This is a genomic window from Kribbella sp. NPDC026596 (assembly GCF_040638415.1).
Classification (GTDB): Bacteria; Actinomycetota; Actinomycetes; order Propionibacteriales; family Kribbellaceae; genus Kribbella.
In genome coordinates this window covers 127570-141290 of the sequence record NZ_JBEZYF010000020.1, presented here as the reverse complement: position 1 = coordinate 141290, position 13721 = coordinate 127570, and the positions used below count along the sequence as shown (strand labels likewise).

Annotated in this window: 14 protein-coding genes; 4 read left to right on the top strand and 10 right to left on the bottom strand. The window is 67.4% G+C overall.

Annotated features, from left to right (window positions below; all coding sequences use genetic code 11):
- The first annotated feature begins 77 nt into the window (after positions 1-77).
- On the top strand, positions 78-914 hold the full coding sequence (locus AB0E63_RS19230) for an ATP-binding cassette domain-containing protein (RefSeq protein ID WP_360367487.1): 837 nt from the start codon (positions 78-80) through the stop codon (positions 912-914).
- Positions 911-1558: an ATP-binding cassette domain-containing protein gene (locus tag AB0E63_RS19225; RefSeq protein WP_360367484.1), complete on the top strand. Its 648-nt coding sequence runs from the start codon at positions 911-913 to the stop codon at positions 1556-1558. The genes AB0E63_RS19230 and AB0E63_RS19225 overlap by 4 nt, the downstream gene beginning before the upstream one ends.
- On the opposite strand, the gene AB0E63_RS19220 is transcribed toward AB0E63_RS19225, so the two are convergent.
- From AB0E63_RS19220 to leuA, 9 genes are all read right to left on the bottom strand, one after another.
- Complete coding sequence (locus tag AB0E63_RS19220) at positions 1517-1786, bottom strand: SAV_915 family protein (RefSeq protein ID WP_360367481.1); 270 nt, start codon at positions 1784-1786, stop codon at positions 1517-1519. The genes AB0E63_RS19225 and AB0E63_RS19220 overlap by 42 nt on opposite strands.
- Positions 1787-1876: 90 nt before the next feature.
- A complete protein-coding gene (locus AB0E63_RS19215; protein ID WP_360367478.1) occupies positions 1877-3334 on the bottom strand; it encodes a bifunctional GNAT family N-acetyltransferase/NUDIX hydrolase in 1458 nt (485 codons plus the stop codon).
- 46 nt (positions 3335-3380) lie between these two features.
- Entirely contained in the window at positions 3381-5222 is a 1842-nt protein-coding gene (locus AB0E63_RS19210; protein ID WP_360367475.1) for an ABC transporter substrate-binding protein, read from the bottom strand.
- Between the two features lie 64 nt (positions 5223-5286).
- The gene (locus tag AB0E63_RS19205) at positions 5287-5478 is read right to left on the bottom strand and encodes a hypothetical protein (RefSeq protein ID WP_360367499.1); all 192 of its coding nucleotides are present in this window, start codon (positions 5476-5478) and stop codon (positions 5287-5289) included.
- Between the two features lie 11 nt (positions 5479-5489).
- The gene (locus AB0E63_RS19200) at positions 5490-6545 is read right to left on the bottom strand and encodes an ABC transporter ATP-binding protein (protein WP_360367472.1); all 1056 of its coding nucleotides are present in this window, start codon (positions 6543-6545) and stop codon (positions 5490-5492) included.
- A gap of 118 nt (positions 6546-6663) precedes the next feature.
- Positions 6664-7752 (bottom strand): ABC transporter ATP-binding protein, encoded by a 1089-nt coding sequence (locus AB0E63_RS19195; RefSeq protein ID WP_360367469.1) that lies wholly within the window; start codon positions 7750-7752, stop codon positions 6664-6666.
- 2 nt (positions 7753-7754) lie between these two features.
- Positions 7755-8657: an ABC transporter permease gene (locus tag AB0E63_RS19190; RefSeq protein WP_360367466.1), complete on the bottom strand. Its 903-nt coding sequence runs from the start codon at positions 8655-8657 to the stop codon at positions 7755-7757.
- 13 nt (positions 8658-8670) lie between these two features.
- Positions 8671-9699, bottom strand: coding sequence for an ABC transporter permease (locus tag AB0E63_RS19185; protein WP_360367463.1), 1029 nt, complete (start codon positions 9697-9699; stop codon positions 8671-8673).
- Between the two features lie 308 nt (positions 9700-10007).
- Positions 10008-11726 (bottom strand): 2-isopropylmalate synthase, encoded by a 1719-nt coding sequence (leuA, locus tag AB0E63_RS19180; RefSeq protein WP_360367460.1) that lies wholly within the window; start codon positions 11724-11726, stop codon positions 10008-10010.
- 418 nt (positions 11727-12144) lie between these two features.
- On the opposite strand from leuA, the gene AB0E63_RS19175 reads away from it, so the two are divergent.
- Entirely contained in the window at positions 12145-12297 is a 153-nt protein-coding gene (locus AB0E63_RS19175; RefSeq protein ID WP_360367457.1) for a hypothetical protein, read from the top strand.
- Between the two features lie 9 nt (positions 12298-12306).
- Positions 12307-12726 carry a PPOX class F420-dependent oxidoreductase gene (locus tag AB0E63_RS19170; RefSeq protein ID WP_360367454.1) on the top strand — a complete coding sequence of 140 codons (420 nt, stop codon included), beginning with the start codon at positions 12307-12309 and terminating at the stop codon, positions 12724-12726.
- Here AB0E63_RS19170 and AB0E63_RS19165 read toward each other — a convergent pair.
- Positions 12702-13649, bottom strand: coding sequence for an AraC family transcriptional regulator (locus AB0E63_RS19165; protein ID WP_360367451.1), 948 nt, complete (start codon positions 13647-13649; stop codon positions 12702-12704). The two genes, AB0E63_RS19170 and AB0E63_RS19165, sit on opposite strands and share 25 nt — an antisense overlap.
- Positions 13650-13721 lie beyond the last annotated feature (72 nt).

The window sequence follows — 13721 nt, the reverse complement described above, 5'->3', positions numbered from 1 at the left end:
GGCTGTTACTCCCGGCCTTCCCTCGTCGCTCCAGTCGCTTCGCTCCCTCCGCTCCTCAGTCCAGGCCGGGAGGCCCCATGACCGGACTGGCCATCAGTACGACGGGACTCGTGCACATCTACCGTGCACACGGCCATGACGTCGCCGCCCTGTCCGGCATCGGGATCACAGTCCGCCCCGGCGAGTTGGTTGGACTGCTCGGCCCATCTGGTGCCGGGAAGTCGACACTGCTGCAGTTGTGCGGCGGTCTGCTGACTCCGAGCGCGGGGCGGTTGCAGATCGGTGAGCACAACGTCGCCACCATGACCGAGGCCGAGCTCGACCGGATGCGAGCCGGTGACGTAGGCATCGTGCTGCAGGGCGCCGGACGGAACCTGATCCCCTTCCTGACTCCGGTCGACAACATCCGCTACGCACAACAAGCCGCACCGCGCGATCGCGAACTGCCCACGCCCGCAGCGATTCTCGAGCTCGTCGGCCTTCCCCAGCACGCGAACACTCCATTGACGTCGCTGACTCCGGGACAGGTGCAACTGTGTGCGGTGGCGGTCGGGATCGCGACCTTCCCGGGGTTGTTGCTGGCCGACGAGCCGACCAGTCAATTGGATCACCAGGCACGGGATGAAGTACTCGCGGCGATCCGGACGATCAACGCCGAGACCGGGATGACCGTCCTGCTGATCACCCACGACCCGGAGGTGGCGGCGACCCTGCCGCGGACGATCACGATCCGGGACGGACGGATCGCCTCGGAAGGACGGTCGGGTGAGGAGTACGCCGTAGTCGCGACCGACGGCTCGTTGCCGCTGCCGCCCCACGTGGCCGAACTGCTGCCGGCCGGGACACTCGTCCAGGTCACCACGGAAGACGGCGAGATCCGGCTCACCCCGGTGGACCAGGAGGTAACGCGGTGATCGACGTCAGCCAGGTCACGGTCACGTACGGCGAGACGACTGCCGTGGCGGACGTGTCGTTCAGGGTGCCGCCGGGGTTCGTACTCGCGGTCAGCGGGCCGTCCGGCGCCGGGAAGAGTTCGTTGCTGTGGGCAATCGCCGGCGCCGTACCGCTGACGACCGGTCAGGTCGAGGTCGACGGACTCGTCATCACCGACCGGCCATCGGCGGCCGCGCACGGCGTCGTACTGATCCCGCAGGGCAACGGACTCGCGCGCGTACTCACCGCCCGGGAGAACCTCTCGATCCCGCTGCTCGCCGAGCGCAAGCCGGTGGATGAGCTCGACCGGGCGGTCGAAGCGGCACTCACGCAGGTCGGCCTGGAGGACAGCGGAGACCATCTCGTCGAGGAACTCTCCGGTGGTGAACAGCAACGCGTGGCCGTTGCCCGCGGCATCGCCCAGCAAGGCCGGGTGATCCTGGCCGACGAGTCCACCAGCGAACTCGACAGCACCAACCGCGAGCGCGTCCTGGAACTGCTCCGGACCGAGGCCGACCGCGGCGCCGCCGTCGTCATCGCCACCCATGACCCCAACGTCGCGGACAGCGCCGACGGCCACGCGCTAATGGACGAAGGCCGGCTCAGCTGGGTACGACGCCTGTAGCGCCACGTCGGGACCGACCAGGACCGGATCGAGCTGGATCCTGGTCACGCCGAGCGGTGCGAGCATCTCCCGCAGCGTCTCCTCGGTGAGTCGCATCCACTCCTGCCGCGGACCCGTTGCCGCCCGCAACTGTGCCAAAGTACTGAACGCGATGCCGACCCGTCGTCCGTCGGGCAGTCGCCCGGTCTGCAGCGCCGCCGCCGCACCAGTCGATCGAACGGGAACCAACCAGTCAGCGCAATGTCGAGGCTTCTCACTTCGACGTTAAGCCGCCGGATCCCAGCAATCCTCTGTCCTCACAGAACTCCCACATCTTTCTCACAGGCCCAACTGGATCGGCGTGGTGGGCGGACCGTTCGCCAGCAACCGCTGCACCAGCTCGGGCAGGGCGCGCGGAGCGAAGTCGCCCTCGTGGGCCTTGAGCTCCTCGAGCGTCCACCAGGCGTGGCCGTGGACATTCTCGGCCTGGAGCTCGGCCTCGGTGAGCTGGGCGGCGGGTGTGAAGGCGTCGACCCGGACCAGGAAGTAGTCGTTGAGTACGCCGTCGTACCCGGTGGCGTGGCCCTCGGCAACGACCTCCTGGTGCCACAGATGCGGTGGGTCGTCCGGGGTGTCGAGACCGATCTCCTCGCGGAGCTCGCGACGAAGGCCCTCGACAACCGACTCCCCTGCCTCGATCCCGCCGCCGGGCGTCGCCCACAGCGGGCCCGAAGAGAACTCGAACCGGACCAGGAGGATGCGGTCGTCGGCGTCGAGGACAACACCGCGAGCGGCTGGGCGCAAGTGCGGGAAGGTTAGCTCCAGCTCGCGATGCTCCTCGATGGCGCGGAAGCCGAAGCGGGCATTGACCTTGCGCATCGGCGCGTTCGACAGCGCGGTCCACGTGTGCAGGAAGCGCTGGGTGGTCCGGTGCTTGGCCAACTGGGCGAGGTTGGCGAGCTTCAGGTGCGTGCCCAGGTGGTGACCGCGATGCTCACGCAGCACCAGGGTGTCGTCCTGCTGGGCGTGCTCGGCGTCAGCGCGCGGCAGGTACAGCAACGTGTACCCGGCCGGCTCTCCCGACAGCGTGTGCACCATCGTCACGAGAGCCAGGTAGTTCCGGTCGATCCGCTGCTCGCTCGCCTGCAGCTTCTCGACGGTCCACGGCACGACCTCCCGCGTCATGCCGCCCGTCGGTACGTCGTGATCCATCGCCGTGTGCAGGTCGGCGTACGCCTGCTGATGTTCCGGCGGGCACACCCCCGCCCACGACGTGAGCACGTAGCCGTCGGGTGAAGCCGCGGACTCCTGCAACTCGGACAGCCGGAACTCGTCGTACGGCAGCGGTACGACGAGATGCTCCTCGACATGCTCGACGGTGAAACCCAGGCGCTCCGCGAAGGCGGCACCCGGCCACGGATCCGACGGGACCCCGAGCTCGGTCTGGAAGATCGTCCGCCCGAGCTGCGCCGCCCGGGTCACGGCCCACTGCCACAGCGCCGTACCGATCCCCCGCCGCCGATGCTGCGGAGGTACGTCGATCTCGACCTCGACCGTGTCCAGGTTGTCGGTCAGCCGGTACTCGAACAGCATCGTGCCGAGCACGCGATCGTCCTCGAACGCGCCGATCGCGAGCCGTTGCTTCAACGGCCCCGGATGACGCAGTGAATACCCCAGGGCCTCCCGGCCGACCACGAGGGCGGCCTCGCGCCCCGCGACCGCACCGGCCCGGAGGGCGTCGTACCACTCGTCGAACAGGGCCAGGTCGGCCGGGTCGATCTCGCGAACGCTGATCACCCGGCCGACCCAACCAAACAAACGGGTCAGACCGCCAGTCAATAACTCAGACCGGCGCGACCTTGCCCTGGTACATGTACATGATCACGAAGTTGTCCGCGTACGGAGCGTTCTTCAGGATCGGGTCGTCGTCGGCCGGGAACTTGGCCACCCGGGTGCCCTCGAGCGCCGGGTTGTTACCGTAGCGCTCCCAGAGCGGCATGATCGGGAGCAGCTCGTTGAAGGCCAGCGCCGCGGCGGTGACGTTCTTCTTCTGCTCGTCGAGGTTCAGGCCCTGGGCGGACTTGTCGACGACGGCCTGCAGGTCGATCGGACCCGCGGATGTCGTCTGCTTGAGCGGGAAGTTCATTCCCTTGCCGCCGGAGTTCGCCGCCGTCACGTAGTTGAACGTGTAGAGGTTCTGGACGAACGAGAAGTACGGGTGCGGGTGCGACGACGCGCCCCAGCTCTGGATCGCCATGTCGAACTTGCCGGCCAGGACGTCCGGGCTCAGCTGGGTGAAGGTGATGCCGCGCTTGGTGATGTTGAACCCGAACTTGTTCAGCTGGTCGGCCGCGTTGGTGGCGGCCGGGTTCCAGTCGGCGAACTCGGTCGGGAACTTGAGGTCGTACGCCGCCGGCTTGCCGTTCGGCAACGTCCACTTCCCGCCGGAGTTCTTCCAGCCCGCCGCCTGCAGCAACTGAGTCGCCTTGGCCTCGTCCTTCTCGTAGGCCTGCAGCTTCTTCTGGTCGGCGTCGGAGATCCAGTCCGGTACGGCGATGTCGGAGAAACCGGCCATGAACTTACAGGCCTTGCCGGAGTCGCCGAGCGCGACGGTGCCGTTCTCGTTGCGGTCGATGATGTAGGCGATCGCCTGCCGCACCCGGACGTCGGAGAACTCCGGGTGGGTGGTGAAGTTGTACACCAGGGCCGGACCCGAGTACACCGGCGGACGGAGGATCCGGAAGCCGGTGTTCAGGAACGTCTTCTCGCTGGCCACCGCGAAGCCGTGGGTGGCGTAGTCGACGTCCTTGTTCATCACCGTCGGGGTGATGTCTGAGGTCTCACCGTTGTACAGCAGGACCTTGCTGAAGCCGATCTTGTCGGCGAACAGGCCCTTGTCGTTCTTGACCAGGCTCATCTGGGAGTTGGTCATGGTCTTCGCGTCGTAGTTGAACGGACCAGACACGACCGGGTTCTCCGGGCGGAACTTCTGGAAGTCACCGTTCAGCGCCTTGCCTTCGGCGCTGTCCAGGCTGGTCTTGGCCTTGCGCATCGTCTCGGCCTTGGTGGCCCACTCACCGTAGACCGAGTCCGGCAGGATCGGCGCCCGGAGGATGTAGCGCTCGAGCACCGTCGACGGCGTGCCGATGGTGAACAGGACAGTGGTGTCGTCCTGGGCCTTCACGTCGGACAGGAACGTCCACGACTGCTGGCGCATCAGCCAGTGCAGGTTGAACGTCGACACGACGTCCTTGCTGGTCACCGGTGAGCCGTCGCTCCAGGTCAGGCCGGACCGGAGCTTCATCGTGTAGGTGTTGGCCGCCTCGTCCAGCGCACTGGATTCGGCCATCATGTATTCCCACTTCTTGTCCGCCCAGTAGTACAGACCGCCGCTCGGGTAGATCAGGTCGAGGTACGGGCTCTGCTGCTGGATGCCGTCGGTGACACCGGCGGCGAGGTTGAAGTGACCCTTGGGTGGCAACTGGTACGGGTACGCGCCGTGGAACTCCTTGTTGCCGCCCGACTTACTGCTCTCCGCGGTCGGAGAGCTCGGCGAACACGCCTCCAGCGACCCGATGCCGGCGATGCCGACGCCGGCGATGCCGAACAGCTGGAGCACGTGCCGGCGAGAGACCGCGTTGGTCCGGTCGCTCGCGCCGGATTCGTTGGTGCCGGTGGGACTCATCCTTCGTCCTTTCCTGAACTGACCGCACGCCCGCGTGGTCAGGCACTACTACCACTGGTTGTTACTAACCGTCCTCGCGTTTGCCCCGGCGCCTGGTCAGGACGACCCCGGCGACGACGATCAGGGCCAAGAGCAGGCCCAAACACAAGGTGAACAGGGTGATCACGAACTCCGGCGTCCCCGGTGTCAGCATGAGGAGCAGAACCCCGCTGGCCAGGATCAGGAACGCCGCCCAACCGAGAGCCACTCGGCCCATCTCGGGTGGCATCAGCCGGCCGGCTCATCCAGCCGGACCTGGTCGGCGCCGTCGCGGGCCACCACGTGGCACGCGGCCGCCTGACCAGGACGTACTTCGAGCAGACCGGGCACCTCGCCGTCACACAGGCCGCCCTCGAACCGGCCGCAGCGCGGATGGAACGCACACCCGGGTGGCAGGTGCGCCAGACTCGGGATCTCCAGGCTGCGCAGCGATCCGGCGCCCTTGGTCTTGGTCAGGTCGGGATCGGGCTCCGGGATCGCCTCGATCAGCGCCCGGGTGTAGGGATGCGTGGGCGCGTTGATGATCTGCTGGGTCGGCCCGAACTCGACGATCCGGCCGAGGTACATCACCGCGGTCTTCCCGTTCCAGCCGAAGTACTTCGCGATCGCCAGGTCGTGGGTGATGAACAGGAACCCGACGCCGAGGTCGTCGCGCAGCCGTCCGAGCATCGCCAGGACGCTGATCCGGATCGACACGTCGAGCATCGAGGTCGACTCGTCGGCGATGATCAGCTTCGGGTCCAGCGTCAGCGCCCGGGCGACCGACGCCCGCTGCCGCTGGCCGCCGGACAACTGGTGCGGGTACTTCTGCAGGTAGTTCTCCGGTGGTGTCAGGTCGACCTTCGTCAGCAGCTCGGCCGCTCGCGCGACCGCGGCCTTCGTGCCTTTGACCACCCCGTGCTTGAGCAGCGGCGCGGTCAGCGTCTGCTGAATGGTCCGGGTCGGGTTCAGCGAGGCGTACGGATCCTGGTGGACGTACTGGACGCTGCGCCGGAAGGCGCCGAACTCCTGCCGCTTCAACGACCAGATGTCGGTGCCCTCGAAGGCCACCTTGCCGTCGGTCGGCCGGGTCAGACCGGCCGCCATCCGCGCGGCCGTGGTCTTGCCCGAGCCGCTCTCGCCGACCAGGCAGAGCACCTCGCCGGAATTGACCGACAGGTCGACATCGTTGACGGCCCGGATCGGACCGGCCTTGGTGTCGAACACCTGGCTGACCCCCACAAGCGTCATCAGCGGCTTACGCCCCTCGGCCGTCCCCGCCGGAACCGTCTCTGTCGTGGTCATCGGGCCTCCCGGCCTGGACTGAGGAGCGTAGGGAGCGAAGCGACTGGAGCGACGAGGGAAGGCCGGGAGGTGAAGCCCGATGACCCTGCCGGCGCCGAAGGCCCGGCCAAAAGCACAGTCATGAGGCCGTCCCAAGGTCGTCGTCGCGCACCCGGCGTTCGAGGTGCACGTCTTTGGAATGGATGCAGGCGACTTCGTGGGCGTCGCCGGGCTGGTCGGTCACCGGGATGAGCGGGGGATCCTCCGCTTTGCACTCGTCGGTGGCGAACTTGCAGCGCGGGTGGAACGTGCAGCCCTTCGGCAACGCGGCCAGACTCGGCGGACCGCCCGGGATCGACTCGAGGTCCGGCAGGTCGCCGACGATCGGTGGTACGGCGTTGATCAGGGCGAGCGTGTACGGATGCCGCGGCCGGTAGAACAGGTCCCGGACACCACCGGTCTCGACGAGGCGACCGGCGTACATGGTGGCGACCCGGTCGGCCAGCTCCGCGGCCAGCGACAGGTCGTGGGAAATGAAGATCATCGAGAAGCCGAGCCGCTCACGGATCTCGTGCAGCACGTCGACGATCGAGCGCTGGGTGAGGATGTCCAGGGCCGTGGTCGGCTCGTCCAGGATCAGGACCTCCGGGTCGAGCAGCAGGCTCATCGCGATCAGCACCCGCTGCCGCATGCCGCCGGACAGTTCGTGCGGGTAGCTGTCCATCACCCGCGCCGGCTCCAGCCGGACCAGTCGGAGCAGCTCCCCGGCGCGGTCCTCGACCTCCTGCCTGGTGACCTTGGAGTGGGCCCGCATCGTGTCGTACATGTGGCCGCGGATCTTCAGCAACGGGTTGAAGGCGTTCATCGCGCCTTGGAAGACCATCGCCGCGTCCCGCCAGCGGAACTCCCGCAGGTCCCTGCCATTGAGGCCGAGGATGTCGATCTCGGCACCGTCGCCGCGGTTGAACGTCACCTTGCCGCTGGCGTGGCCGAGCCGCGGCAGGAGCCGCAGCAGGCCGAGCCCGAAGGTCGTTTTGCCGCAGCCACTCTCGCCCACCAGCGCGAGGCTCTCGCCGGGGTACAGATCGAGGTCCACGCCGCGGACGGCCTGCACCGTGGCGCCGGCGCCGGTCCGGTACTCGACCTTGAAGTCGCGGATGGACAGCAGTGGCTTGCCCTGGCCGCCGCGCACCGCGCGCGCCGCACCTGAAGTTGTCGCCGTCACCATGCTCACCGGTCCCGGAGACGCGGGTTGAGGATTTCTTCGAGCGATCTCGTCATCATCACCAATCCGAGGAGCAGGAGAACGATCGCCGCGATCGGGCTCAGGATGAACGCCAGGCTGTCCTCGTTGAAGATGGCGCCGGCGATCCAGGCGCGGTTGAGCATGATGCCCCAGTTCGATCCGGTCAACGGCGCCAGACCCAGCAGGTAGAGGCCGACCAGCGCGTAGATCGCGTTGCTGACGGCGATCATGAAGTTCATCAGGATGAAGCTGGCCATGTTCGGCAGGATCTCGACGAAGATCACCCGGACCGTGCCGAGGTCGAGCAGCCGGGCCGCCTCGACGAACTCACGTTCCTTCAGCGAGAGCACCAGGGACCGGATCGCCCGGGTCAGCACCGGCCAGGCCAGGCCGCCGACCAGGAAGGCGAGCAGGATCGGCGAATCGAGCTTGAACAGCGCGCCGAGCACCGCGAGCAGCACGATCGTCGGGATGGTGAGCGCGACATCGGCGGCGCTGACCACGACCGAGTCGACCCAGCCACCGAGGTAGGCGGCCAGCGAGCCGAGGACGATCGCGATGACCGTCGAGATCGCGGCGGCGAGGAATCCGATGAAGATGACGGACGCCCCGCCGTCGATGATCTGGATCAGGACGTCCTTGCCCTCGTTGTCGGTGCCGAGCAGGTGCCCGGGCGATCCGGCGGGCAGCATGATCGACTTCACGTCCGGAACCAGGTCCGGGGTGAAGATCGGCCCGATCGCGGTGATCAGCACCAGCAGCGCGACGATGATGAAGCCGATGAAGCCGGCCGGGCTCCGGCGCAGCCCGCGGAGGATGCCGGACATCCGGCCGACGCTGGTCGTGCCGATGACCTCGCTGGGGCCGGGGATCGCTACATCTGTCATGTCGGACATCTCGTCACCCCTTCGCCTTGGCGCCGAGCCGGATCCGCGGATCCAGCCGGCTGTAGAAGATGTCGGCGACGAGGTTGGCCGCCACCACGGAGATCGTGAGGACCAGGAAGATTCCCTGCAGGACCGGGTAGTCGCGGCCCGAGAGCGCGTTGTAGAGGCTGAAGCCGATGCCCTGGTAGCCGAAGATCCGCTCCACGAAGATCGACCCGCCGACGACGAAGCCGAGCGACACGGCGAGCGCGCTGAACATCGGCAGGACGGCGTTGCGTCCCACGTATCCGGTGCGGATCCGCGCCGACGACAGGCCGCGGGCCCGGGCGACGGTCACGTAGTCCTCGCCCAGTGTCTCCACGGTGGAGGACTTCATCACCAGTGCCCAGGACCCGACCGTGGTCAGGGTGTAGGCGAGGATCGGCAGCGTCGCGTGGTACAGCGCGTCGCTGAGGAAACTCAGGGTGAAGCCGGGCTCGACACCCGGCGAGTACGAGCCGCGGGCCAGGGTCAGGTTGAACCACTGCAGTTTCACGCCGAGGAAGACCACGATCAGGATCGCGAGGATGTAGTTCGGGATCGCGTGCAGCAGCGCCCCGAGCGAGGTGAGCACGTGGTCGATCCAGCTCTCCCGGCGGTAGGCCATCACCATGCCGGCCAGGATGCCGACGACGAAGGCGATGACCGTGGCGATGCCCACGGAGAACAGTGTCCAGGGCAGATAGGTCCTGATCACCTCGGCCACGGTGGTACCGGGTGACAGCAGCGAGTTCCCGAAGTCACCGTGCAGCATGTTGACCATGTACGTGGCGTACTGCTGGATCAACGGCTGGTCCGGATCGAGCGAGAACAAGCTGCGCGCCTGCGCCGCCGCGTCGGCGTACGAGACGCCGGTCTGCGCGATCTGGGTCGAGATGAACGTGTCGACCGGGTTACCCGGCAGCAGCCGGACCAGGAAGAACGTCAGCGTCGCGACGATGTAGATGGTCAAGATCGCCTTGGCCACTCTTCGGACCAGCCAGGCATTGTAGAAACGTCGCACCGCCGTCGGTCTCGGCTCTTCGGCCGGACCTTCGATCAGTTCTGACGCGGTTGTCTCGACCGCACCGCTCACTGCTCACCTCCACGCGACTACCAGGGAAAGTCGGTGGCGCAGACCCTCAGACAGCGGATTTAGTAATGCTGTCTTGCAAGGATCTGCGCATAGTGACGACAGTGTGCGCAACCTCGGTCATCGAGTCAACGTCTTGAGGCAACGTTGAGACAACGTTGCGAACTGTGACGCAACGGTATCGGGGCGTGTTGATATCGCCCGCCTCCGACACGGGGAGACGGGCGATATCTGACGGCTCAGCGAGTGGCGCGGTTGATTGCGGACACGACCGCTTTGAGTGAGGCGGTGAGAATGTTGGCGTCCCGGCCGACACCCCAGAAGACCTCGTCGCCGACCTCGCACTCGACGTACGCCGCCGCGAGGGCGTCGCCGCCGGCGGACAGCGCGTGCTCGTGGTAGTCCAGCACGCGGACGTCGTACTTGAGCGGCTTGATGGCGTCGACGAACGCGGAGACCGGACCGTTGCCCTCGCCAACCAGTTCGTGCGGCACACCGTGCGAGTACACCTGGACGCGGAGCTGGTCGCCCTGGCCCTCACCCGAGGTCGAGTTGACGGTCAGCAGCGACAACTTGCCCGGCGCCAGGTACTCTGCCGCGAAGATGTCCCACATCTGCTGCGGGCCGACCTCGCCACCCTCGGCGTCGGTGTGCTGCTGGATCACGCGACTGAACTCGATCTGCAGCCGGCGCGGCAGGTCGAGCCGGTGCTCGGACTTCATGATGTACGCGACGCCGCCCTTGCCGGACTGCGAGTTCACCCGGATGACCGCCTCGTACGACCGGCCGACGTCCTTCGGGTCGATCGGCAGGTACGGCGCCTCCCAGGCGATCTCGGAGACCGGCTTGCCCTCGGCCGCGGCCTGCTTGTCCAGCGCCTCCAGGCCCTTCTTGATGGCGTCCTGGTGCGATCCGGAGAACGCGGTGTAGACCAGGTCACCGGCGTACGGCTGCCGCTCGGGGACACGCATCTGGGTGCAGTACTCGACCGTACGGCGAATCTCGTCGATGTCGGCGAAGTCGATCTGCGGGTCGATACCCTGGCTGAACAGGTTCATCCCCAGCGTGACCAGGTCGACGTTGCCGGTCCGCTCACCGTGTCCGAACAGGCAGCCCTCGACCCGGTCCGCACCGGCCATCAGGGCCAGCTCGGTCGCGGCCACCGCCGTACCGCGGTCATTGTGCGGGTGCAGGCTGATCGTGCTGTGCTCACGCCGGGTCAGGTTGCGGCCGAACCACTCGATCTGGTCGGCGTACACGTTCGGGGTGGACATCTCGACGGTCGCGGGCAGGTTCAGGATGATCTCCCGGCCCTCGGCGGGCTGCCAGACGTCCGAGACCGCCTCACACACCTCCAGAGCGAACTCCAGCTCGGTGCCCGTGAAGATCTCCGGGCTGTACTGGTAGCCGAACTCGCAGTCGCCCAGGATCTCGTCGGCGTACTTCATCACCGTCTCCGTGCCCCTTACGGCGATGGTGCGGCACTCGGCCTTGTCCACGTTGAAGACGACCCGGCGGAACAGCGGCGCGGTCGCGTTGTACAGGTGGATGGTCGCCTTCGGGGAGCCCTGCAGCGACTGCACGGTCCGCTCGATCAGCTCCTCACGGGCCTGCGTCAGCACCGAGATCGTCACGTCGTCGGGGATGACGTCGTCCTCGATCAGGCTGCGGACGAAGTCGAAGTCGTACTGGCTGGCGCTCGGGAAGCCGACCTCGATCTCCTTGTAGCCCATCTTCACCAGCAGGTCGAACATCCGCCGCTTGCGGGCCGGCGACATCGGTTCGACCAGGGCCTGGTTGCCGTCGCGGAGGTCGGTGGACAGCCAGCGCGGGGTGCGGTCGACGGACTTCGCCGGCCAGGTGCGGTCCGGCAGGTCGATCGGCGGGAACGCGCGGTAGCGCTGGATCGGCAGGCTGGTCGGCTGCTGGACAGGCTTGGGCTGGTTCTTGGGTGCCACGGGGGTTCTCCTCGGAGGATGTGCTGCTGTCGCTGGGGGTCGTGAGGACGACCGGCGTACGACGAAACTCCGCGGCGAGGGAACCGGCCTTGTCAGGCCTCGCCGCGGCAGCGAAGGAGGAGAAGCTGGTGCCGCATGATGCCAGCGAGTTTATGCACAACCCACCTCGCCCGTCGAACCGGGGGTCTCGACGGCCGAGACACAGAGGGTGACAGCGCCGACCGGCAGCGCTTGGTAGACAACGTCTAAGTCGGTCGTGTAGACACTGTCTACGTGATCGCTCTGGGGCTCCTGACGGCGGCTCCAGGCCTCGCGTTGTCGCCGGGGCGGTCTTGGTGCTCGGCGGCGTACTGATGATGGATCGGCCGCGCTCCCGAGCCTTGGGCCGCGGGGTTGCGCTCGGGCTGACCGTTGCGGCGTGCAGCGCGGCCGGACGCTGAACGTCGTGCTCGGCGCGCTGCTCGGTGCGGTCGTCCTGCACGAGCGACTCAGCCTTGCTCGCCTCGCCGGCCTCGTCACCATCATCGCCGGCGTGCTCCTGACTTGTGTTCAAGGGCGCTTGAAATTTTAAGCTTCAGTCATGACTGATTCCCTCGCCGACCGGATCGGCAGCCACGGGCTCGGTGTCCTCGTCACGATCAAGCGGGACGGCCGGCCGCAGCTGTCGAACGTCACCTATGTCTACGACGGCACCCGGATCCGCGTCTCCCTCACCGACGATCGCGCCAAGACGAAGAACCTCCGCCGCGACCCGCGCGCCAGCCTGTACGTCGGCGGACCGCGCGGCCGCTCGTACATCGTCCTGGAAGGCAAAGCCGAACTCACTCCGGTCGCCGCGGACCCGTACGACGAGGTCGTCGAGGATCTCGTGGACTACTACCGGACCGCCTCCGGCGAGCACCCGGACTGGGACGAGTACCGCGCGGTGATGGTCCGCGACAAGCGACTGATGTTCTCGATGACCGTCGACCACGCCTACGGCATGCCAGCACCTGACTGAACGAGGACGCCCGCCCGGGCGGCGTCGCGGTAGCGCTTGGGCGCCACCCCGTTGACCCGCTTGAACGCGGTACTGAAGGCGCTGTCCGACGTGTAGCCGAGCGAGTGCGCCAGCGCCGAGAGCGGTTCATCGCTCTCGCGCAGCGCCCGCTGGGCGAGCCGCATCCGCCAGTTGAGCAGGTAGGTCAGCGGCGGCTCGCCGGCGACCGCCTTGAAACGTTCGGCGAAGGTGGTCCGCGACATCGACGCGGTCCGGGCCAGGTCGTCGAGCTGCCAGGCCCGGCCGGGATCCGCGTGCATCGAGCGGACCGCGGGCGCGATGCGGTCGTCGCCGAGCGCCCGCAGCCAGCCGGCCGGCAACGTCTGCGCCTCGGTCAGATAGGTCCGCAGCACCTGGACGAAGACGAGCTCGACAAGGTTGCCGGAGGCAAGCTCTGAACCGACGCGGCCGTCGGCCACCTCGTGCGCGAGCCGGTCCAGCAGCCAGCGCAGTACGACGGCCTCTTCGCTGTCCGCACGGACGTGCAGCAGCGGCGGCAGCGCGTCCAGCAGCAACTCCCGGCCGACCTCGTTCAGGTCGATGTGGCCGCCGAGGTTGACCACCTCGCGACCGCTGCCGATCTGCACCATCGGCGCCCGGTCCGCCGGGAACAGCTCGGTCGCGTCGACTGGCTCGAGCTCGAGGTCGCTGGTCAGCACGAATCCGCGCGTACCGTCGAAGACCGCCAGTTCACCAGGCGTCAGCCGGACCGGCGGGTGCTCGTCCAGGACCAGCCAGCACTCGCCCTCCACGATCGCGATGAGCTTCAGCCGGTTCGGCTTCGGGAAGCGCAGCGACCACTGGCCGCCGGCGACGAACCCACCCGACACCAAGCAGCGCGCGTCGATCAGCTCCAGGACATCGGACAACGGATCAGCGGCCATATCCGTACTATCGCGCAAGAAATCCGGACTCACAAATATTCTGCGTCCGGATCCGCGTTCCTAGGCTGATGC

Coding starts and splice junctions, on each gene's coding strand:
- AB0E63_RS19205 (WP_360367499.1), bottom strand. CDS start 5,478: ATGGGCCGAGTGGCTCTCGGTTGGGCGGCGTTCCTGATCCTGGCCAGC.
- AB0E63_RS19165 (WP_360367451.1), bottom strand. CDS start 13,649: ATGGCCGCTGATCCGTTGTCCGATGTCCTGGAGCTGATCGACGCGCGC.
- AB0E63_RS19190 (WP_360367466.1), bottom strand. CDS start 8,657: ATGACAGATGTAGCGATCCCCGGCCCCAGCGAGGTCATCGGCACGACC.
- AB0E63_RS19210 (WP_360367475.1), bottom strand. CDS start 5,222: ATGAGTCCCACCGGCACCAACGAATCCGGCGCGAGCGACCGGACCAAC.
- AB0E63_RS19195 (WP_360367469.1), bottom strand. CDS start 7,752: ATGGTGACGGCGACAACTTCAGGTGCGGCGCGCGCGGTGCGCGGCGGC.
- AB0E63_RS19170 (WP_360367454.1), top strand. CDS start 12,307: ATGACTGATTCCCTCGCCGACCGGATCGGCAGCCACGGGCTCGGTGTC.
- AB0E63_RS19200 (WP_360367472.1), bottom strand. CDS start 6,545: ATGACCACGACAGAGACGGTTCCGGCGGGGACGGCCGAGGGGCGTAAG.
- AB0E63_RS19230 (WP_360367487.1), top strand. CDS start 78: ATGACCGGACTGGCCATCAGTACGACGGGACTCGTGCACATCTACCGT.